We start from the raw sequence: 21,216 nt of genomic DNA, 5'->3' as shown, positions 1-21,216 counted from the left end.
CGTCAGATCGCGGCGTTCAAGGCAGCGTAGTAGCCGGCATAGTCGGGCCGCTTCTTGAGCACGGTCTCAAGGTATTCCTCCAGAACCAGTTTGTCCTGAACGGGATCCTTCACAATCGCGCCGACAAGGCTGGCAGCGAGGCCCTCGGCGCCGAGCTTGCCGCTGTCGAACCAGGCCGCCTGGCTGAGACCGCCAACCATGGTGGCGATCGCTTCGGCCGTGGACAGCGAGCCCGACGGCGTCTTCAGCGTCACCTTGCCATCCGCCGTTGCACCCGAGCGCAGCTCACGGAAAATGGTCAGCACCCGGGCGATCTCCTCACCGACATTCTTCGGCACCGGCAGGTCGAGACCGCCGGCCATCTCGCCGACGCGCTTGGAGACGATCGCCACTTCCTCCGCCATGTCTTCGGGCAAGGGCAGCACGACGACATTGAAGCGGCGCTTCAGCGCCGAGGACAATTCGTTGACGCCCTTGTCGCGGTTGTTGGCGGTGGCGATGATGTTGAAGCCGCGCTGCGCATAGATCGAGGTGTTGAGTTCGGGGATCGGCATCATCTTTTCTGACAGCACGGTGATCAGCGTGTCCTGCACGTCCGAACCCATGCGCGTCAGTTCCTCGAGGCGGCAGAGCTTGCCGTCCTGCATGGCGCGGTAGAGCGGCGTCGGCACCAATGCCTCCTGGCTCGGGCCCTTGGCCAGAAGCTGCGCGTAGTTCCAGCCGTAACGGATCTGGTTCTCGTCGGTGCCGGCCGTGCACTGCACGATCAGCGTCGAGTCGCCCATGATGGCAGCGGCGAGATGCTCCGACACCCAGGACTTGGCGGTGCCGGGAACACCGAGCAGCAACAGCGCGCGGTCGGTGGCAAGCGTCGCCACCGCGGTTTCCATCAGCCGGCGGCGGCCGACATATTTGGGCGTGATCAGTGTGCCGTCATCAGCCTTTCCGCCAAGGAGATAGGTCAGCACCGCCTTTGGCGACAGGCTCCAGCCGGCGGGCCTTTGCCGATCGTCATTGCGCGCGAGCGCCTGCAATTCGGCGGCGTAGGCCTGCTCGACCGGAAGACGGATGGCTGCGTTCATTTGCTGTTCTCCGGATTGATCATGTGTTGGGCCCTGCCAGGGATGCGTTGAGGCGCAGAAAAGCGAGCGAAGGCGCTGCCGGCGCCATGCCGGCCGCAACGACATCGCCGATCAATTTTTCCGCCGCCGCTGCCGTGGCCAGAAAGCCCATGGTTTCCAGAATCTGGTCGACGCCGCGCTTCACGGCGTCATCGTTTCCCGCGACAGCGGCGCGCAGTGCCGGCAGCGTCTTGCCGTTGGTCAGGTCGGCCCAGTCCAGCCAGCCGGCTTCGACGCCTTCGGCCAGGCTGAGTGCGCCGAGATACTGCGTGTCCTTCAGGATCAGCCTGATCAGGACACGCTGCCGGCGACTGTCCAGCCGCGGCATCAGATGCAGGACGAAAGGCGACGGCTTGCCGCCCTCGGCGACCAGCATGTCGGCCATGTGCGTGACCGCGGCGTCGCTGCCGGACGCGGCGACCATGCGGGCGACAAGGATATCGACATTGTTGTCGGCGCCGAACTGCCACGCGCCGATGAAATCAGACTCGCTGACGCCGAAGCGATCGGCAAGGTCGACCAGGTTGCAGGTCTCGAACAGTTCCGCGCGGCGCCGTTCCTGCGCCGGGGATTTAAGCTTAGCCGGCGTGTAGGTGGTGCGGCGGCGGATGAAGCCGGATTTGCCTTCCGTGATGAAGGCGGCGAGTTCGGCTATCGGATCTTCCGGCCCGCCATCGCCTGGCTGGCCATGCACTCCCAACCGCGCCAGCAGCCGGCCGGCCAATTCGCGCACCTTGCCGGAGCGATCGGCGGACAGGCTTTTCAGGAAGGGCACATCATCGGCGCCCAGGCCGAAGTGCATGAGTGCGATGAGCGCAAGCCTGATCTCCGCCGGCTCGCTTGCCCCCCTGGCCTCGATCAGTTGCCGGGCCACAGCCGGCGCGGTGCGGCGCATGTCGGCCAGCGCACCACGGCGCGCGGCGGGATAGAAATCGTCCCAATTCTGCGCCGTCAGCTGCTCCCGTCTGGTGTGTTTTTCGCCATCGACGCCCGCCTGCCAGTCGATCCACGGCGCATAGACATCCGGGCTGGTCTGATCGGACGCGGCCGGCATCCAGTCCATCGGGTGCAGCACGAAGCCGCGGCTGGCGACGAGGGCCACCACGCGCGACTTGCCCCTTGCGTCGGCGGCATGCTTCAGCGCCGACCGCAGAAGCGGCCGCAGCCGCTCCGGCAGCATCGCCAAGGCAAGTCCGGGCAGCGGCGGGCGACGCTTCAGCGTTTTTGGTGCCGCCGGCCGCAAGGCGATTTCGAGGGCTTGCGCGGCGATCGCCAACAAGCGGCGCTCACGCTCATCGGGGCTTGCGCCGGCGGCGAACTCCTTCCACGTGGCTGGAGCCAGCTCAAAGCTCGTTGCGCCGGTGATCCAGCAATCGCGCATGGTCGCAAGGCCCGTCTGCTCGATCTCGTTCACGACAGGTCAAGCCTCCCGAAGCCGCTTTGCGCCGCCAGCAAATGAAGCCGGCTGCCGCTCCAAAGCGCTGCCGTTGCCGCAAGGTCGAGACCAAGCAGCGTGGGATTGACGGTATCGGCGACAGGCAAGGCGATGCCGTGCGGATCGTCAGTGGATTGCCACCAGGCATCGCCGCGATCGTCCAGCAGGATCGCGCCGGGCGGCAGCATGACGGGACAATCGGTGAGCCAGGGAGCCATGTCCTGCTGAGCGACATGGGACGCCAGCGGATCGGCCGCGCCAAAGCCGAAATCCGGCCAGTGGCCCGGCGAGACGTCGCCCTTTCGCTCCACCACCAGCGCCCGCAGCGGCAGGCGCGCGGGATAGAAGACCAGCCTTGCATCGAAGCGATCGCCCGGCGTGAAGGCGTTGGACCGGCGACCGGCTGAGGCGGGGAAAAAGTCCAGCAGGAGAGCAAATTGCGGGGCGGCGCTCTTCAGGTCGAGCAGCCAGGTCGAATGGCTGACAAGACCGTCACGGCGCGTCTCGATCTTCTCACCCAGCACCTCCCAGATGCTTTCGACCTGGATCGCGTCGGGATTGGCGAGGACCTGCTCGCGGCTTTCCGAGGTCGATACCAGCCGTCTCAGTTCGGCGTCGTCTGGTGCCGAGCGCCAGGCCTTGGCCAGCAGCACGAGCTTGCCGAGTTCTCGGATCGCGGCATCCGGCCGCTCCTCGCTGCGCAGCCCCATCAGCCGCGACGGAATCTCGTCGATGCGGCCGGCAAGCGCCGTCGCCTTCATGTCGACCAGCCGTGCCGCGATGCGGCGGCAACGATCGCTGCTGTTGTCCACAAAGCCGGCAAGGCCGAGCCGCAACTGATCCGATATCCATTGATCGAGCTCGTCCAAAGCAGCCGAGACCGAGGACCGCGTATCCTCGGCGCGCTTGCGCTGCGCGGCCTCGCGGCGCTCGATCGCGGCGGGATCCTCGACAGCAGCGCCTTCATCGTCGCGCGAGGCTTCGCCAATGCTCTTGCCTGCCGCGCCGGGCGCCGGTGCGGCCGGCTGCGCGGTGGTCTTCCGGCGACGGCCCAGCCAATCGTTCACCCATTCCGGCGTCGAGCGGGCGGTGGCGAAACTCGCTGGCGCGGTGGCGGCGATCCACATCAGCGCCAGAGTGTGCTTGCAGGGAAATTTTCGCGACGGACAGGTGCATTTGTAGCCGTGGTCGCCGGTGTCGACGACGACGCGATAGGGATTTGAGCCGGAGCCCTGGCATTCGCCCCAGATAAGCGCCAGTTCTTCGTTCTTTTCCAGCCGGGGCCAGTTCGACTGCCTGGTCAACTTGGACGCTGCGCTCAGCGACGCCTGGTCGGGCGCGAGCGCTTCTATGGTCTTCAAGTCAAATTCCAAGCCGCGCCTCTCGTCGCTCGAACGAATTCCGGTTGCCAATATAGATGGCCCGATATGACGGATTCTTGTAGCAACAGAGGGATAGAGATCGATACAGCGGGCTGCAAGCAATCAACTGGCGTTGCGCAGAAACTCTATCACCATTGCCGCCGTCCAGGTGAAGCGGCCGCCGCCAAGCGGCTCGCCGGTGAGCGGGTCGTAATATTCGGCAAAGCCACTTTCGCGGATCAAATCCAGGCCTGACTGAGTGATGCGCACTGCCGTGTCGGCGTGGCCGGCAGCGGCAAGCCCGTCTGATATCATGTAGTTGACCACCAGCCAGACCGGACCGCGCCAATAGCGCTTGGCGTCGAAACGCGGATCGCCGGGATCATGCGACGGCACGACATGGCGTGCCTTGCCGGCAAGCCGTTCGACGGTTGCGGCGAGCGCGGCAGCGCGAGGCTTGGGGATGGCCGCGAAGACCGGCAGGATGCCGCCCACCGACGCGCTGTCGATCAGCTCGCCGGCGACGCGGTCGAGGCAGAGATACTGGCCATGCGCATCGCTCCACAGCCGCTCCATGGCGGCCAGGCCCTTTTGCGCGCGGGCGCGGTTGGCGGCGGCGATCTCGGTTTCGCCCAGTTCCTCGGCGAGATCGGCAAGATCAGCCGCGGCGCGGATCAGAATGGCATTGAAGCCGGGATCGACGACCTGGAAGGGCGAGGCGTCATGCAGCCTGGCATTATCCCAGCCGAGCCCGCGAAAATGCTGCACCAGCCAGATGTAGCGATCATATTGCTCGCGCGTCGGCCGATGCGCCGGATCAGCATGCAAGGTGTCGCGGCGCGTATAGGGCTCGACGCCCTCGGTCGGCACGCGTTCGAAAGCCTCGTCCCAGTCGACGGAATTGTCGCGGCCGGACTCCCAGGGATGGACGATGGCGACCAGCCCCTCCCCCTTGGGGTCGCGGTTCGCGTAAAACCAGCGGTGCCAGGCATCGATCTTCGGCAGCAATGCGCGAGCTCGCTCTGCTGCCAGTTTTTTGTCGCTCGCCCGGTCGAAAAGCCGGCGCGCGGCAAAGCCGGCGACCGCCGGCTGAGTGATGCCGGAAGTCGCCGTCGGACGGCCGGTCCGCCAGACCCCGGGGCCGGGAAAATAGCCGTCGTTCCAGACATGGAAGACGATGTGCGGCACCATGCCGTCCGGCCACTGATGCGCGAACAAGGTCTCCATTTCGGTCCAGGCACGCGCCTCGTCGTAATGGGCAAGGCCGAGTGCGGTCAGGCAGGAATCCCAGTTCCACTGGAAGGGGTAGAGACCCTTTGTCGGAATGGTGTAGGCGCCCTGGTCGTTCTCCCTGAGCACCTCGACGGCGCGGGCGATGATGTCACTGGTGGCGGAAGCAGTCATGGGCGTTTCAGGGCTTTCGGCGTCAAAGGGCATTGGTGGTTTCAGGATCGAACCAGCGGATGCGGTCGGGCTTGGGCGCCAGGCGCAGGCTGTCACCGACCTGAACGCTGGCGTTAGAATCCAGAATGGCGCGAAAGAGGCCGCCCTCGACATCGCAGGTGACCAGCGTGTGCGGCCCGAGCGGCTCGATGACGCGCACCGTGGCGTGCAAGCCCTCGCCGCCGGCTTCGACATCCTCGGGACGGATGGCGAATTCTATTCTTGGCTTGTCCGACTTCGGGCCCGGCAGGGTCAGTCCGGCAACGGTCCAGCTGCCGTTCGCGGCCTTGGTCGCCGGGATGAAATTCATCGGTGGATTGCCGATGAAGGAGCCGACGAAACGCGCGGCCGGATTGCGGTAGACCTCGACCGGCGAGGCCGCCTGGACGATGCGGCCCTGATGCATGACGGCGATGCGGTCGGCGAGGCTCATCGCCTCGACCTGGTCGTGGGTGACATAGATGGTGGTGGTCTTCGACGCAGCCAGCACGCCCTTGAGCTCGGCGCGCATTTCCAGCCGCAGCAGCGCGTCGAGGTTCGACAGCGGCTCGTCCATCAGGATGACGTCGGGCTCCATGGCGAGCGCGCGGGCGACGGCGACACGCTGGCGCTGGCCGCCGGACAATTGGCCGGAATAGCGCTTCAGCAATTGCTCGATATGCATGAGCTCGGCGGTGCGGTTGACGCGGCGCTCGACCTCCTGTTGCGGCAATTTCTTCATGCGCAGGCCGAAGGCGATGTTCTCGAACACGGTTAGATGCGGGAAGACGGCATAGTTCTGGAACACCATGGCGATGCCGCGCTCGCGCGGCGGCAGCTGGTCGACCCGGCGCCCGCCGATCCAGACCTCGCCCTGGCTCGGGCGTTCTAACCCGGCGACGATCCGAAGCAGCGTGGTCTTGCCGCAGCCCGAGGCGCCAAGCAGCACCATGAATTCCTGGTCCGATATTGTGAGGTCGACCTGGTGCAGCGCAGTGAAGCCGCCGAAGCGCTTGGCCACGCCCTTGATTGCGATCTCAGCCATGGGCCGTCTCCGTGTCACTTGTCATCGGTTGGCGATCCCCCACATGGCGAAAAGGTATTTGCGGACGGCGAAGATGAAGATCAGCGCCGGCACGACCAGTGCCGCGCCGCCGGCGAATTTGAGATAGAGCGGCGACTCGCCAAGGCTCTGCAGCAGGAAGGCGGGCAGCGTCCGGTTTTCGATGGTGAGCACGGCGGCGGCGAACACCTCGTTCCAGGAGATGGTGAAGGCAAACACCGCCGAGGCGGCGATGCCGGGCAGCGCCAGCGGCAGGATCACCTTGCGGAACGCCTGCCAGCGCGTACAGCCGAGCGTCCAGGCCGCCTCCTCGAGCTCGAAGGGAATACCCGAGAACAGCGAGAAGGTGATCAGCACGGCGAACGGCAGCGCCAGCGTGGTGTGCACCAGCGCCAGCCCGATGGCGGTGTCGTCGAGGCCGGTGCGGATGAACATCACCGCCAGCGGCAGCGCCAGAAGCGGCAGCGGGAAGGCGCGGGTCATCAGCACCAGGAAGCGGAATGTGCCCTTCCCCGGAAAATCGAAGCGCGACAGCGCGTAGCCGGCCGGCGCGCCGAAGCCGATGGCCAGGACCATGGTCAGCGTCGCGACGAGCACCGAATTCCACAGCGCCCTGGCGACGCCGGCGAAATTGATGAAGAAGGAAAGGCTGCCGAGATCGAAGGACGGGAAGAAGCGCTTGGGGAAAGCGGTCACCTGGTCGGGCGACGACAGGGCGTTGACGATCAAGAGATAGATCGGCAGCAGCACCCAGACGCAAAGCAGAAGGGCGGTGGCGATCAGCAGCCAGTCCCCGGCCTTGCGTGCGTCGGCGACCGCTGCGACCGGTGTTTCGGCAACGGCACTCATATCCGTGCCTCCTTGGGAACGCGCAGCACCCTGAGGAAAAACAGCGTGAAGCCGATCGAGATGGCGAGGATGAGCAGCGCCGAGGCGGCGGCGACATTGCGGTCCTGCAGCGTGAATTGCCAATTATAGGTCTCGCCCATCAGCACCGGCAGATTGGTGCCGCCAAGGGCCGCGACCACGGCGAAGACCTCGAAGGCGAGGATGACGCGCAGGATGATCGCCGTCTGCAGCGAGGGGCGCAGCAGCGGCAGCGTGACGCGCACAAAGCGCTGCCAGGGGCTTGCCCCGAACACTTCCGCCGCCTCGTAATATTCCTTGGGGATCAGCCCCATGCCGGCGACGAGGATGACCATCATGATTGCGGTCGCCCGCCAGATCTCGGCCAGCGCCACGGCGATGAAGATGGTCAGCTTGCTCTGGTAGCCGAGGAACATGACCGGCCTGTCGACGACGCCTAAGCTCGAAAGCAGCGTGTTGAGGAAGCCGGACTGGTCGAAGATGGCGAGCCAGATCAGACCGGCGGCGAGATCGGAAATGCCGAGCGGGATGGCGAAGATGTAGAGCGCTGCACTGCGCCCGGTCTCCAGCCGCGACACGACGCTTGCCATCAGCAACGCCATGGTGAGCTGGATCGGCACGACGATCGCGGCCAGAAGCAGCGTGTTGCGGACGGTGACCGGGAATTTCCAGCTGCCGGCCATGGTGCGGAAATTGTCGAGGGTGAAGGCGCCGTCGCGGGTCACCGCCTCGAAGGCGACCAGCGCGAACGGGTAGAGGAAGAAGATGCACAGGAACAAGGTCGCCGGCATCAGCAGCAGATAGGGCAGAGCCTTGCCGTGCATTTGTGGTGTCCTTTGAAGCCGCGGAAGGTGGGCGGTCTGGGCGCCCGGAGTGCAACAAACTCCGGACGCCCCCCTCGGGAGGATGTCTTATCGTTTGACCATGATCTTTTCCGAAAACCGGCTTCCACTTTTCGCTGACGCGGTCCTTCGGTTTGGGATCGTGGCCTGCCTATTCCACCGGGCAAGCGCCTGTGGATGGCTTGTCGGGCGCCCAGCACGGCGCCTTCGCCTGATCGATGATCGCCTTGAGCGCGGCCGCTTGCTGTTCGAGCACGCCATGCACGTCCTCACCACCGAGCACGATGCGCTCGAAACTGTCGGTGTAGACCTGGTTGAACTTGCCGCCGAGGTCACCGAGCCCCATCGGCAGCAGCGCCGGCAGTGCGTCAGGAGCCCCGGTCATGGTGGCGATCGCCGGGCCGAAGGCCTTCACCGAAGCCGGCATGTCGTCGGGCAATTTGACGTCGACGACAGGGAAGAAATTGGTCGCCTTCAGCGTGGCGATCTGCGTTTCCGGCTTCAGCATATAGGCGACCAGCGCCTTGGCTTTCTCCGGGTCCGGCGAGGTTTTGGGAATGGCGACACCGGCCACGACAGGCATGAAGCCGCGACCGGCAGGGCCGGCCGGTGCGGGAAAGGCAACGAACTCATCCGGCTTCTTGTTGAAGGCGTCGGCGAGCCGCGCGACATGGTCGAACGCCACCCAGACCTCGCCTGAAAGCAGCGGCTCCTGCATGAAGGCGTAGTTGGTCGAATTCGGGTTGGTGTACTGCCACAATTCCTTGAACTTGTTCCACGCCGTTTCAGCCTCGGCCGAGCGGAATTTCGTGACCATCGAACCGGTGTAGGACGGATAGAGAAAACCTTCGAAGAAGCGATGCTTCAGGCCCTTGGGACCAGCCGGAAAGCCGAATTTCGGCGAGCCGGTCTTCTCGGCGATATTCTTCGACCATTCAATCAGCTGGTCATAGGTGATGGTGTTGAGATCGGTGCCCGCCGGCAGATATTGCAGCGCCTGCTTGTTGGCCGCCATCAGATAGGTGGCCTGCATCCAGGGCATGTATTTCTGCTCGCCGGTGCCGAGCATGCCGAGTTTCTTGTAGGCCTCGTTGACCTTGACCCCGCCGACATTGACAGCCGACAGATCGACAAGGCTGGCGCCGACGGTGGAGAAATCGCCGTGCAGGCCGCCAAGCAGGCCGATCGTGCCGGAGCCGGCTTGCAATTCCGCCTGCAGGCGGGTGAGCCAGGGACCGTCCTCGGCAACCTGATAGTCGACCGCGCCTTCAAAGCCTTTCAGCACCTCGTCGCGCATCTTCTGCGTCTCTTCGACCGGACGTGCCTGCGTCGACCAGAACAGCACCTGTTGTGCCTCGGCACCACCAGCGGCGACCGAGAGTGCCAGCGAGGCCCCTGCCAATATCTTCAATGCTTTCATCATGGTCTTCCTCCCTGGATATGCGCCGGGTTTGCGGCGTCAGCTTTTTGTCCGTGGCGCCGGTCCATGGCTTGCCCGCGCAACCAGTGTCGGCCGGATCAGCCGCGTCAGCGGCTTGCCGGGCTTCTCGGCGATGATGGTGAGCAGCATGTCGGCGATCTCGCGCGCGCATTGCCGGATCGAGGCGTCGAAGGTGGTGAGGCCCGGCGGCGCATAGGCCGACGCAGCGATGTTGTCGAAGCCGATGACGGACAGGTCGCGCGGCACGCTGAGCCCGGCACGGACAGCCTCCTCCATCACGGTCAGCGCCAGTTCGTCGAACAAAGCGACGATGGCCGTCGGCCTGCCGGGGCCTCGAAGCATCCGGTTGACGGCCTCGATGCGCGCCTGCTGGTCGAAGCGCGGCGCCGTCACCACGTCGAGCCGCACCGAGGGATCGCCCCGCCGGGCGATGGCGGCCGCGAGGCCATCTTGCCTCAGATGACGAAAGGTCATCGCTTCGGAGATCGTCACCAGGCCGAAATGGCGGTGGCCGAGATCATAGAGCATGTCGAAGGCTTCGCCGAAGGCGTGCGCGCCATCGGTGTCGAGCCAGTTGTAGCCGAAGTCGCTGTCGAGCAGCCGGCCATGAGCGACAAACGGAAAGCCACGCTCGCGCAGATAGGCAAGGCGCTCGTCGGTCTCGGCGATGCGGGTGACGACGACGCCGTCGGCGCGCCCGGATTCAACGACATGGCGCAGCACCGACAGCTCGGAATGGCCAAGCGCGGCCGTCGCCAGGATGAGGTCGGCGCCATGCGAGACCAGCCCTTCGCCAAGCCCGGTGACGAATTCGCCGAGGAAGGAATCGACGAGGTTGGGGCCGCGTATCGGCAGGACGAGGCCGACGAAGCCGCTTCGACCCGAGACAAGCGTGCGCGCCGCGGTGTTGGGCACATAACCGGCCTGGCGCGCCGCCTGCGCGACGCGCTCACGCGTCTTGAGCGCGATCTGCTCATGGCCGGCAAGCGCCCGCGAAACCGTCGTGATCGACAGGTCCAGGCTTGCCGCGAGCTCCTTCAGCGTGATGACGCGGGTGGTCACCGATCCTCCCTCAGGCGAGTTTGAAACGTTTGTAATTGCCTTTTGCAAAAATGCAAACGTTTTAAATTTCGATCGGAGGTGATGTCAGCCGGGTACGGAACGCGAGCAAACACGGCGCGCCTGCGTTGTTCTGCAGGCCGCCTGCCCGAGGCTCCGTCAACTCAAAGGGAAAAGGCCTACTGTAAAATCCGTGCGGCGGGGGGCATGGAACGGTCATGGGCGATGCCGGCATCGGCATCGGCGATCGCCCTATCGAGGCCGGTCGCCACCACCGAAACCCTGAAGCGGCCTTCCATGCTCTTATCGAAGATGGCGCCGACAATGATGTCGGCGTCCTCGTAGACCTCCTCGCGGATGCGGGTGGCAGCCTCGTCGACCTCGAACAGGGTCATGTCGCGGCCGCCCGATATCGAGACCAGCACGCCCTTGGCGCCCTTCATCGACACTTCGTCTAGCAGCGGGTTGGCTATCGCGGCTTCCGCCGCCTTCATCGCCCGGCTTTCGCCCGACGCCTCGCCGGTTCCCATCATGGCGCGGCCCATGCCACGCATGACCGATTTGACGTCGGCGAAGTCGAGATTGATCAGACCTTCCTTGACGATGAGATCGGTGATGCAGCTGACGCCGGAATAAAGCACCCGGTCTGCAATCACGAAAGCGTCGGCGAAGGTGGTCTTGGCATCGGCGATGCGGAACAGGTTCTGGTTCGGGATGACGATCACCGTGTCGGCGGCTTCGCGCAGCCGCTCGATGCCTTCCTCGGCCATCTGCATGCGGCGCCGGCCCTCGAAGGTGAAAGGCTTGGTGACGACACCCACCGTCAGTATCCCGGCCTTGCGCGCTGCCTGGGCAATGACCGGGGCGGCGCCGGTTCCCGTGCCGCCGCCCATGCCGGCGGTGACGAAACACATATGCGTGCCGGCCAGGTGGTCCATGATCTCGTCGAGCGACTCCTCGGCCGCGGCCCGGCCGATCTCGGGCAGCGAACCAGCGCCAAGACCCTCGGTGACATGCGCGCCGAGCTGGATCAGCCGCGTCGCCTTCGACATGGTCAGCGCCTGGGCATCGGTGTTGGCGGCGATGAATTCGGTTCCCTGAAGCTGCTCCGCGATCATGTTGTTGATGGCGTTGCCGCCACCGCCGCCGACACCGATGACGGTGATCTTGGGTCTCATCTCGGAGATTTCCGGCTTCTTGAACTCGGCCATGCCTGCTTCTCCTTCGTCAATTGCGCGCGCTTCACGACCCATCCGCAGACTGCCTCTAGGACATTGCAATCGAGCGGCATGACGCGAATCAGTCCGTTCGGATGGGTGCCCCAAAAAGCCAGAGAGCGGCCGGACGTGCAAGTGCGCGAAAGGTCAAGATTTGTGATGGCGATATTGCAAATCGCTACGCGGATGCCGCGGGCCTGCCGCGTGCGCCGGCATCTTTGCCGCGCGACCTGCCCTTGGCCACATTGCTAACAGCTTGCCGCATAACGAATGAGGCGTCTATCATGTGCAGATATATCGACTTCGGCGTCGGCCGTGCTCGACCCGATCAGGATCATCTGCGGCTGCCGTCGTCAGGCCAGATTTCAGAACGAATGAAGTAGCGCTCCCGCCAATGGCCGACAGAACACAATTCGGGTTGAGCGCCATCGACAGCGTGCCCCTGCATGAAAAGGTCTATCTGGAGCTTGTGCGGGCGCTGATGTCGGGCCAGTTCACGCCTGGCCAGAAGCTGACCTCGCGCAAGCTCGCCAAGGAACTCGGTACCAGCGACATGCCGGTGCGCAGCGCCTTTATGCGGCTGCAGGCGCTGCGGGCGCTGAGCCCTATGCCGAACGGCAGTGTCGAGGTGCCTGTCATTTCGGCCGAACGGTTTTCGCAATTGACAGCAGTGCGCACGATCCTGGAAGGCTCGGCGACCGAACTCGCGACAAAGCGCATCAACGGCAACAATCTGCGGACGATCCGGCGCCACAGCAGCGAATTGACCCTGGCGGCGCGCGAGGGCGACATCGACGATTATCTCAGGAAGAACTACGCCTTCAAATTCTCGATCTATCGCCATTGCGGCAACGAGCAGATGATCTTCCTGATCGAAACCGTCTGGATGCAGGTCGGCCCCTTCCTCCGGAACCTTGCCATGGGGTTCGAGGACGATCTCTCCCCCATCCTCGATATCGATTATCACGAGGAAGTCGTCGCCGCGATAGAGGCGCAGGACGCGGCGCGCGCCCGCTCAGCCATCGTGCGCGACATCGAAGAAGGCGCCGCGCACATCTTGCGGCAGGCCAGATTTCCGGGTGCCGGGCGCTAAGATCGCCGGGCGACAGTCGCTGGACCCAAAGGCCGATCGTGCCTGCCCGGCGGCGAAGCCGCATGCCGAATGCCCCTTGGCTTTCCGCTATCTTGCCTCTATGTTGCGATCGCAGATCGCGCAATTGGTTTTCAGATGCCTCCCGACATCCCGGCTAGTGACTTGAAAAAATAAGGAAAAATATCCGGCATCAACCGGATAGGCTTTCCGAAAAACTCACAAGCATCTTTACCAGGGATAGCGCAGCCGGCAGGGCTTGGGCACCTTCGAAAACCAGAGGCTTTAAATTGAGCGATGCAATTGCGGACGTCCTGAGCTGGCTTGAAAGCAGAAGCGACATACAGAGCCTGAGGGCGGCGGTGTGCGACCTCAACGGCGTCATGCGGGGAAAACGCATTCCTGTCGAGCAGGCGCGCAAGGCGCTGGAGGGCAAGCTGCGCATGCCCTACTCGCTGATCGGGCTCGACATCTGGGGCGAGGATATCGAAGGCAACACGCTGGTTTTCTCGACCGGCGACGCCGATGGCCTCTGCCAATGGACGGGACGCGGCATCCTGCCGGTGGACTGGACGGCGCATCCGACGGCGCTCGTCCCGCTCTGGCTCGCCGACGAAAGCGGCGCGCCCTATCTCGGCGATCCCCGGCGGGCGCTGGCGCGCATCCTCGACCGCTACAAGGCGCTCGGCCTGACCCCGGTCGCGGCAACCGAACTCGAATTCTACCTAGTCGATCCGCAGTCGCAGCGGCCGGTGGGACCCGTCTCGCCGGTCACCGGGCGGCGTCTCGATTCCGACGCGGCGCTGTCGATCGACGAGATCGACGATTTCGAGGCCTTCATCCATGACGTCTACGAGGCCTGCCGGGCGCAAGGCATTCCCGTCGACACGGCGATTGCCGAAAATGGCGTCGGCCAGTTCGAGATCAATCTGAACCATGTCGCCGACGCCTTGCGGGCGGCCGACGACGCGGTGCTGTTCAAGCGCACGGTGAAGGGCATTGCCCGCAAGCACGGCTTTGCCGCCTGCTTCATGGCCAAGCCCTATGGCGACCGGGCCGGCAACGGCTTTCACGTCCATTTCAGCCTGGTCGACGCCGAAGGCCGCAATGTGTTCGACGACGGTACCGGCCAGGGCTCCGAAATCATGCGCCACGCCGTCGGCGGGTTGCTGGCGGCGATGGCCGAGAGCACGCTGGTGTTCGCACCGCACTTCAATTCCTACCGCCGGCTTCGCCCGCGCTCCTACGCGCCGACCGCGGTCGCCTGGGGCTACGAGAACCGCATGGTGGCGATCCGCATTCCCGGCGGGCCGACCGCCGCACGCCGCATCGAGCATCGCGTGTCGGGAGCCGACGCCAATCCCTATCTGGTGCTTGCCGCCATACTGGGCGCGGCGCTGATCGGCATCGAAGGGCAGATGTCGCCGGGCGAACCGACCGGAAGCGACGGGCAAGGCACGGCACCGGCCAAGCTGCCGCCGGACTGGGCATCGGCGATCGCCACCTTCGAAAGCGGGACGCATGTGGCGGAAATCTTCCCGGCGATCCTGCGCGACTCCTTCGTCGCCTGCAAACGCCAGGAGCTGAACACCTTCGCGCTCAACGTCAGCGACTTCGAGATCGAGACCTATCTCGAAAGCGTTTAGGCTCAACTGACCATAAGCGTCGGCGCGGACGACCTTCGAACAGCTGTAAAAGGCAAAGGACTTGCGGCGCGGTCGTCAACCGGGCATAACATGATTATTTTTATCATGTATTATGCCGGGAGACAGACAGGACTTGACCTTCGTTGCGCGCATGGAAAGCCGGATCGAGGGCTTTTCGATCATCGGCGACCTGAAATGGCATCTTTGGGACGGCGTGGTTGCCGATCTCTGGGATGTCTCGTGCGGTGACCGGGCCGAGGGTTACTATGTCTCTCCCGATCCCCGGCTGTTTGTCGCGCTCGACGTGGATGGCGACGGCGCCTTCTTCGTCGAAGGCGCCAAGGGTGAATTGAGCCGCCACGATCAAGCCCTCTCCATGGCCTACATTCCGGCCGGCGTGCCGATCCGTGGCCGGGTCGAGGGGCTGCGCCGGATCCGGCATCTTGACCTGCATTTCGACGTGGCGACGCTGACGCGCCGCTTCGGCCGCAGTCTTGACCGTGAAACCTTGCAGATGTCGCGCTTCCAGTTCCGCGACGAGCGGATCGCCATGCTGGCCGGCCTGATCGCGGCGGAGTGCAGCAGCGACCAGCCCCTGCACGATCTCTATGGCGAGGGCCTGCTCAACGCCCTGTTCGCCAGTCTTTTCCAGATCGATCCGCCAAGAACCGCCAGGCGTCGGTCGTCGCTGTCACGCCGTAAGCTGCGTCTCGTCACCGACTACATCGACGCGCACTGCCTCGACCGTATCCGGCTTGCCGATCTCGCCGCGCTGACCGGCCTGTCGGAAACCGCAATGAGCCATGCCTTCAAGGCGGCAACCGGCGTGCCGCCGCACCGCTGGCAGATGCAGGCGCGGATTGGCAGAGCAAAGGCAATGATGGCGCATGACGCCGCCTCGCTTGCCGACATCGCCGAGGCAACCGGCTTCTTCGACCAGGCGCATCTGACGCGCGTGTTCAAGGCGGTGGTCGGCGTGACGCCCGGCGCCTGGATGAAGAGCGCCGGCAGCCAGTGACATTTATCTGTTCACGGAACCGAGCATCGATCCCTACAAGCGCGAATACGACTGGGCCAGTACGGCTGAACTGGCGCGCATCGACCGGTCATGTCCCGGCAACTGCGTTACGGTCGGCAGGCCGCGGGCGTCCTGCGCACCGAAACCCAACCGTGTCAGACAGGCTCGCGCCAGGGCGGCATTGCTGTCGACGACGACCAATCCACTGACATCGTTGAGGCTTGCGGCCACCACCGACAGTTCGGTACAGCCGAGAAGGGCGGCATCGGCGCCAGCTGATCGCGCGATATCCAGCGCGCGCTCAGTCTCGATCGCCGCATCCGTGATCGAGCCAGCCTTGACGAGGCCGATCGCGTTATCGACGCGCTGCTGAAACTCGCCATTCGCGGGAAGGCAGAGCCCAAATCCCGCCGCCGACATCCTGTCCTGATAGAAGCCGGAGACCAGCGTGCCCCGGGTGGCGAGAATCGCAACCCGGCCGCGGTCCAGGCTACGACGCGTCTCCGCCACCACTGCGTCGCCGATATGGATGATTTCCGCCTGCGAATTCGCCGCCAGCTGGTCGTACCAATGATGGGCGGTGTTGCACGGCACCGCGATACAGGCGACGCCGAGCGCATTGAGCGTCGAGACCGCGGCCTTCAGAGGCGCCAGCGGTCCGTCATGGTTGCCGAGGATCGCTTCGGTCCTGTCGGGCAGCTGTGGGACGCTGAGGATGACTGAAGGCACATGGTCGTTGTCCCGGAACGCCTGGGTCATTCGGGTCAGCTTGAAGTAGAAGTCGGCCGACGCAAGCGGCCCGAGGCCGCCGATAATGCCAAGCTGCGGACGGATGCTGTCGTCGATCATCCGACGGGCTCGGCTTCGAGCTGCTCGGAGACGGTTTCGACAGGCTGCGTCGTCTCCCTGTGGCTGGGCGCGATCATTGCCGTGCTCGCCGCGACGGTAGAAACGCTGGCCAGCGTCATGAACGTGTCCACGGCTGCATCCACCGCGACGAACAGGGCGAACGCCGCCTCGAAGGGAAGCTTGAGGTAGCCACACACGATGGACATCTGGGACAGGATGAGCAGGCTGCCCATGCCGCCGGTGGTCAGCGCGAGAAGCGCCGAGGCGATGCCGACGAGCACGAGGTCCGGCACGCCGAGCGGATGGCCGTAGAGCTGAGCAATGAACAGGGTGCCCGAGGTGTAGAGCAGCGCCGGGCCGGTGCGCAGCAGCGCCGCCTGCAGCGGCACCAGCAGTTCGACGACCACCAGGCTGAACCGCAGGCGCTCGCTCAACAGGTTGATGACCCATGGCAGCGAAGCGACGGTGGAACGCGTGGTGATGGCCACCATGAGCAGGGGCTGGCAGGTCTTGATCGTCGTCCAGTAGCTTCGCCGCGACCGGATGGCGATGATGGCAAGGGCGCCGGCGACGAAGATGAGGCAGGAAAGCCCCATAACCAGCAGGTAGCCGCCCATCAGCATCAGCGGCTTGGTTCCGGTCGATGCGGTCTGGTCGGCGATCAGGATGAAGGTCGCGAAGGGCAATCCCCAGATGAACCAGTTGGTGAGGACCGTACAGGCCCGGTAGACCGCGTTGAGCGCCTGAGTCAGGCTCATCGACGAGGGCTGAGGGATCTTTCCCATGGCGAGCCCGAAAAGCAGGCAGAACAGCAGGACCTGGATGGTCTGGCCCGAGGCCAGTGCGTTGAAGACATTGTTCGGCACCAGGTCGAGCAGGATCGAATGCCCGCTCTCGGCGCCCTCATTGTATGGCGGCTGGAACGGGAAGGCGAGATCGGTGGAGACGCTGCCCTGCGAATTGATGAACTCGCCAAGCTCGATGCGCGATTGCGGGTTCTCGACCTGGCCCGGCTGGAGGATTAGCGACAAGGTGCCGCTCACCAGCACGCCGAGGAACGACACAACCAGAACGGCCACACCCACCTTGCCCAGGTAACGCACTGATTTGGGGTCCTGAACCATCGCGGTGATGGAGAAGATAACCGACGAGACCAGATAAGGCAGGACGACCATCTTGAGGAAATTCAGATAGAGCTGCGCGACAGGGCTGATCGCATGGGCAAAGGCCGGATAGTAGAGACCGCACAGGATCCCTGCCCCGATCATCGCGAGCGTCGTCACCGGCGAGCGCAAGATGCGCCTTGCGGCGAGCCGCCAATCGAAAGGCATGGGTCCGGCTGCCTCGGAGATGGCCATGTCAGGCTTTGCTCCCCTGGCGATAGCGGGCGATGATCTCGTCGGTGTTGAGAACCTGCTGACCCCGGGCGAGATCGAGATAAAGGTCGACAAAGGCCGCGAGATGCGGATTGTCGGGCCGCACGCCGACGGCGATGGTGTCGACCTTGTCGGTCAGCGTGATCGAGCGCGCGGCCACCGTCATCGACGGATCGTCGACCATCAGCTTCTTGATCTCGAAATCATCGCGATAAGCCATGTCGATCGTCCCGTTGCGGATCGCATCGATGATCAGATCCCAGCTGGCGAAGCGGTGGATCTGTGCATGCGGGAAGGTTGCCGGCGCATAGGTGGCGAAGGAAGAACCCTCGATCACGCCGAGATCGCCTGAGAAATTGCGGATGATCTGCTCGGGCGGCTTGCCTTGCGCAATACGCGCCAGGTTGAGGCGGTTGGCGATCAGCCCCTGGCGCAGCATGGCATAGGGCCGGGAATAGACGATCGACCGACCGCGCTGAAGCGTCCGGCTGAGTTTGCCGATCGCCAGGTCCGCCTGACCGGAACTCACCAGATTCACCACGCCGTCGAATGTCGCGGCGGACCGGTCGAACACCGGCTCCAAGCCAAGCTGCGCGGCGATGCCGTGCGCCAGTTCCATGTCTATGCCATTGTCGCCCAGCCCATCGGCCGGGAAGAACGGATTGGAAGCAAAGGCCGGCATTGCGATACGCAGCGCATCGCCGCTTGCGACGGGCTTTGGGGCGCTCTGCGCCTGAGTGCCGGCCGCCTGAGCCTGCGAAATCAGCAACCCACCGCTTCCGGCCATAAGCAGCGTACGACGCGTAACCGACATGCGCATTCTCAATTCGTGCGGGAGAGCAAGCAAACAGGTCTGCCCAGTCCGCAGTATGCACGCGGAGGTTAAGCAAGCGTATATTTTACATTGTGCTCTTTCTATATAGTGCTCAAGCTATCGCAACATCGCGTGATATAAGCACTTCCTGATGTATAAAAATCGCGAAGACGGCGCTTCATTGCACGCTTGAGGGCTGACGCGCTGGTTCAAGTCGGCGGTTGGACTAACGCCCCGCGCATAGGCGAGGAGCAGCGGTCACCCGTGACATTTCCGCAACATGATGCCGCGATGTCCCTCGTTTGGACAAGAATGGACAAGCCGCCCAAATCCGTCCAATGACCTGCCTATAAGTTGAGATAAATGATCAAGTATCTCAACGACGACAGGCGGGGACTTTCCTGATGAGCAGACTTTACCGGATGAAGGCGCTTCTGGGGGCCAGTGTCGCCGCCGTCGCGATGATCCCGCCGATCGACGCCTTCGCTCAAACGGCACCTGCCGGCACCCAGCTTGAGCCTGTCGTGGTCGAGGGCGAGGCTGGCGGCAGCGCGACCGGCCCGGTCGAAGGTGTCGTCGCCAAGAAGACCACGACCGGCTCCAAGACGGCAACCGACATCAAGGACATCCCGCAATCCGTCTCCGTGGTCGGCCGGCAGGAGATCGACGACCAGGGCGCGCAGAAGGTGGATGAGGCCCTGCGCTACACCGCCGGCGTCTTCGCCCAGCCCTTCGGCCCGGACAGCGACACCAACTGGCTGTTCATCCGCGGTTTCCAGGCGACCGCCACCGGCACCTACATGGATGGGTTGCAGCTGTTCAGCTATGGCTTCGGCGGCTTTTATGTCGACAGTTTCGGGCTCGAGCGCATCGAGGTGCTGAAGGGCCCGGCTTCCGTACTCTATGGCGGCAGCAATCCCGGCGGGCTGGTCAACTATGTCAGCAAGCGGCCGGAGTTCGAACGTAAGCGCACTGTCGAAACCGGCATCAACGATGCCGGCAATGTCTATCTCGGCTTCGACATTGGCGACGTGGCCAGCAACGGCACGGTCAGCTACCGCATCAATGGCAAGATCGCCGGCGGCGACACCTACAGCGACTTCCAGAACGGCTGGCGCGGCTTCATCTCGCCCAGCATCAGCTGGAAGCCGGACGAAGCGACCACGCTGACCATCCTGGCCAATTACAGCCACATCGACGAGAACCACAATGGCGGCAGCTTTTTGCCCTATGACGGCACGGTAACGGACCACATAGTCGGCGGCGTAAACTACGGCCGCATCGACCCCGATGCGAATTTCACTGAACCGAGCATCGATCTCTACAAGCGCGAACAGGGCTCGATCGGTTACGAATTCGAACACGAATTCGACAATGATTGGACGGTTCGTTCCAACGCCCGCTTCACCGCCGCCGATATCAATGAGGTCAGTATCTATCCGAACGGCTGGTCGCTCACCGGCGGGCCTACCGACCTGGCGCGAATAAATTTCGACCACGACACCACGGCAAAGACCTTCCTTCTCGACAACCAGATCGAGGGCAAGGTGACGACCGGTCCAATCGAGCACACGATCCTCGCCGGTCTGGATTTCAAGTACTACAACATCGATCAGGTGCAGTCGTCTGGCCTCTACGATCCCAACTATGACAATCCCATCGACGCGTTCAACCCCGTCTACGGTTCGCCGCTGACGCCACGCGTCAGCTATCTCAGCCAGAACCTGACGCAGAAGCAGCTTGGCTTCTATGCGCAGGATCAGCTGCGTTTTGGCGATGGCTGGCTGGTGACACTGAACGGCCGCTATGACCGTGGCTGGCTCGACGCCGATAATCGTCCGACCTATTACTCGGCGAGCTCCAGCACGCAGAGCAGCACGGTAGGCGATTTCTCCGGCCGTGCCGGCCTCGCCTATGAGTTCGCCAACGGCGTAACCCCCTATGCCAGCATCGCCACTTTCTTCAATCCGATCATCGGCACCGACGCGATCGGCAATCTGTTCAAGCCCGAAGAGGGTACGCAATATGAAGTCGGCGTGAAGTATGTGCCGACCTTTGTCGATGGCCTGTTCACCGTGTCGCTGTTTGACCTGACGCGCCAGAACGTCCCCTCGAACGTCACGCTCTTCACACAGATGCAGACCGGCGAAGTGCGCTCGCGCGGCGTCGAACTCGAAGGCAAGGTCAATGTGACGGATGATTTCCGGATTTCGGGCGCATTCACGGCCTACAATCTCGAAATCACTAAGGATGCCAATCCGGCGCTGATCGGCAAGACACCCTTCATCGCGCCGGAGGTTATGGCCTCGGCCTCGGTCGACTACACGTTCCGCGGCGACTGGTATGACGGCATCTTGGTCGGCGGTGGCCTGCGCTACATTGGCTCCTCATGGGCCGACAACGAGAACACGGCGAAGGTGCCGGCCGTCACGCTCGCCGATCTGAAACTCGGCTACGAGAAGGAGAATTGGAGCGTCGATCTCAACGTCACCAATCTGTTCAACAAGACCTATGTCGCCAGTTGCCAGACGACGCTGACCTGCTCCTTCGGCGAAGGCCGCTCGTTCAAGCTGAAGATGCACACGACTTGGTAAC

The 21,216-nt window shown here is 63.9% G+C and carries 17 protein-coding genes; 4 read left to right on the top strand and 13 right to left on the bottom strand.

Annotated elements, in window-relative coordinates; genetic code table 11:
• Positions 1-2: 2 nt before the first annotated feature.
• From AC04SF_RS02255 to ftsZ, 10 genes are all read right to left on the bottom strand, one after another.
• A complete protein-coding gene (locus AC04SF_RS02255) occupies positions 3-1,082 on the bottom strand; it encodes an ATP-binding protein (RefSeq protein ID WP_488476327.1) in 1,080 nt (359 codons plus the stop codon).
• A 19-nt stretch (positions 1,083-1,101) separates the two neighbouring features.
• A complete protein-coding gene (locus tag AC04SF_RS02250; RefSeq protein ID WP_488476326.1) occupies positions 1,102-2,535 on the bottom strand; it encodes a DUF5691 domain-containing protein in 1,434 nt (477 codons plus the stop codon).
• Positions 2,532-3,917 carry an SWIM zinc finger family protein gene (locus AC04SF_RS02245; RefSeq protein ID WP_488476325.1) on the bottom strand — a complete coding sequence of 462 codons (1,386 nt, stop codon included), beginning with the start codon at positions 3,915-3,917 and terminating at the stop codon, positions 2,532-2,534. The genes AC04SF_RS02250 and AC04SF_RS02245 overlap by 4 nt, the downstream gene beginning before the upstream one ends.
• A 123-nt stretch (positions 3,918-4,040) precedes the next feature.
• Complete coding sequence (locus tag AC04SF_RS02240; RefSeq protein ID WP_488476324.1) at positions 4,041-5,321, bottom strand: MGH1-like glycoside hydrolase domain-containing protein; 1,281 nt, start codon at positions 5,319-5,321, stop codon at positions 4,041-4,043.
• Between the two features lie 22 nt (positions 5,322-5,343).
• Positions 5,344-6,384 (bottom strand): ABC transporter ATP-binding protein, encoded by a 1,041-nt coding sequence (locus AC04SF_RS02235; protein ID WP_488476323.1) that lies wholly within the window; start codon positions 6,382-6,384, stop codon positions 5,344-5,346.
• A gap of 21 nt (positions 6,385-6,405) precedes the next feature.
• Entirely contained in the window at positions 6,406-7,251 is an 846-nt protein-coding gene (locus tag AC04SF_RS02230) for a carbohydrate ABC transporter permease (RefSeq protein ID WP_488476322.1), read from the bottom strand.
• Positions 7,248-8,093: a carbohydrate ABC transporter permease gene (locus AC04SF_RS02225; RefSeq protein ID WP_488476321.1), complete on the bottom strand. Its 846-nt coding sequence runs from the start codon at positions 8,091-8,093 to the stop codon at positions 7,248-7,250. Before AC04SF_RS02225 ends, AC04SF_RS02230 begins: the two co-directional genes overlap by 4 nt.
• Before the next feature lie 169 nt (positions 8,094-8,262).
• Positions 8,263-9,534, bottom strand: a complete 1,272-nt coding sequence (locus tag AC04SF_RS02220) for an ABC transporter substrate-binding protein (protein WP_488476320.1) — start codon at positions 9,532-9,534, stop codon at positions 8,263-8,265.
• A 36-nt stretch (positions 9,535-9,570) separates the two neighbouring features.
• Positions 9,571-10,614, bottom strand: coding sequence for a substrate-binding domain-containing protein (locus AC04SF_RS02215; RefSeq protein ID WP_488476319.1), 1,044 nt, complete (start codon positions 10,612-10,614; stop codon positions 9,571-9,573).
• Positions 10,615-10,790: 176 nt separating this feature from the next.
• A complete protein-coding gene (ftsZ, locus tag AC04SF_RS02210) occupies positions 10,791-11,822 on the bottom strand; it encodes a cell division protein FtsZ (RefSeq protein WP_488476318.1) in 1,032 nt (343 codons plus the stop codon).
• Between the two features lie 400 nt (positions 11,823-12,222).
• On the opposite strand from ftsZ, the gene AC04SF_RS02205 reads away from it, so the two are divergent.
• From AC04SF_RS02205 to AC04SF_RS02195, 3 genes are all read left to right on the top strand, one after another.
• Positions 12,223-12,921, top strand: a complete 699-nt coding sequence (locus AC04SF_RS02205; RefSeq protein WP_477237875.1) for a GntR family transcriptional regulator — start codon at positions 12,223-12,225, stop codon at positions 12,919-12,921.
• A gap of 287 nt (positions 12,922-13,208) precedes the next feature.
• A complete protein-coding gene (locus tag AC04SF_RS02200; protein ID WP_488476317.1) occupies positions 13,209-14,564 on the top strand; it encodes a glutamine synthetase family protein in 1,356 nt (451 codons plus the stop codon).
• A 133-nt stretch (positions 14,565-14,697) separates the two neighbouring features.
• Complete coding sequence (locus AC04SF_RS02195) at positions 14,698-15,582, top strand: helix-turn-helix domain-containing protein (RefSeq protein ID WP_488476316.1); 885 nt, start codon at positions 14,698-14,700, stop codon at positions 15,580-15,582.
• Positions 15,583-15,615: 33 nt separating this feature from the next.
• Here AC04SF_RS02195 and cuyB read toward each other — a convergent pair whose 3' ends face one another.
• The 3 genes from cuyB to AC04SF_RS02180 are packed head-to-tail and all read right to left on the bottom strand — an operon-like array spanning position 15,616 to position 18,621.
• Entirely contained in the window at positions 15,616-16,431 is an 816-nt protein-coding gene (gene cuyB / locus AC04SF_RS02190) for a cysteate racemase (RefSeq protein ID WP_488476315.1), read from the bottom strand.
• Complete coding sequence (locus tag AC04SF_RS02185; RefSeq protein ID WP_488476314.1) at positions 16,428-17,789, bottom strand: dicarboxylate/amino acid:cation symporter; 1,362 nt, start codon at positions 17,787-17,789, stop codon at positions 16,428-16,430. Before AC04SF_RS02185 ends, cuyB begins: the two co-directional genes overlap by 4 nt.
• Before the next feature lies 1 nt (position 17,790).
• Positions 17,791-18,621, bottom strand: a complete 831-nt coding sequence (locus AC04SF_RS02180; protein ID WP_488476313.1) for a substrate-binding periplasmic protein — start codon at positions 18,619-18,621, stop codon at positions 17,791-17,793.
• A gap of 404 nt (positions 18,622-19,025) precedes the next feature.
• On the opposite strand from AC04SF_RS02180, the gene AC04SF_RS02175 reads away from it, so the two are divergent.
• Complete coding sequence (locus AC04SF_RS02175) at positions 19,026-21,215, top strand: TonB-dependent siderophore receptor (protein WP_488476312.1); 2,190 nt, start codon at positions 19,026-19,028, stop codon at positions 21,213-21,215.
• Position 21,216: the final 1 nt, after the last annotated feature.

This window comes from Mesorhizobium sp. CNPSo 4671, from assembly GCF_057784245.1.
This window is presented reverse-complemented; position numbering and strand designations above follow the sequence as displayed.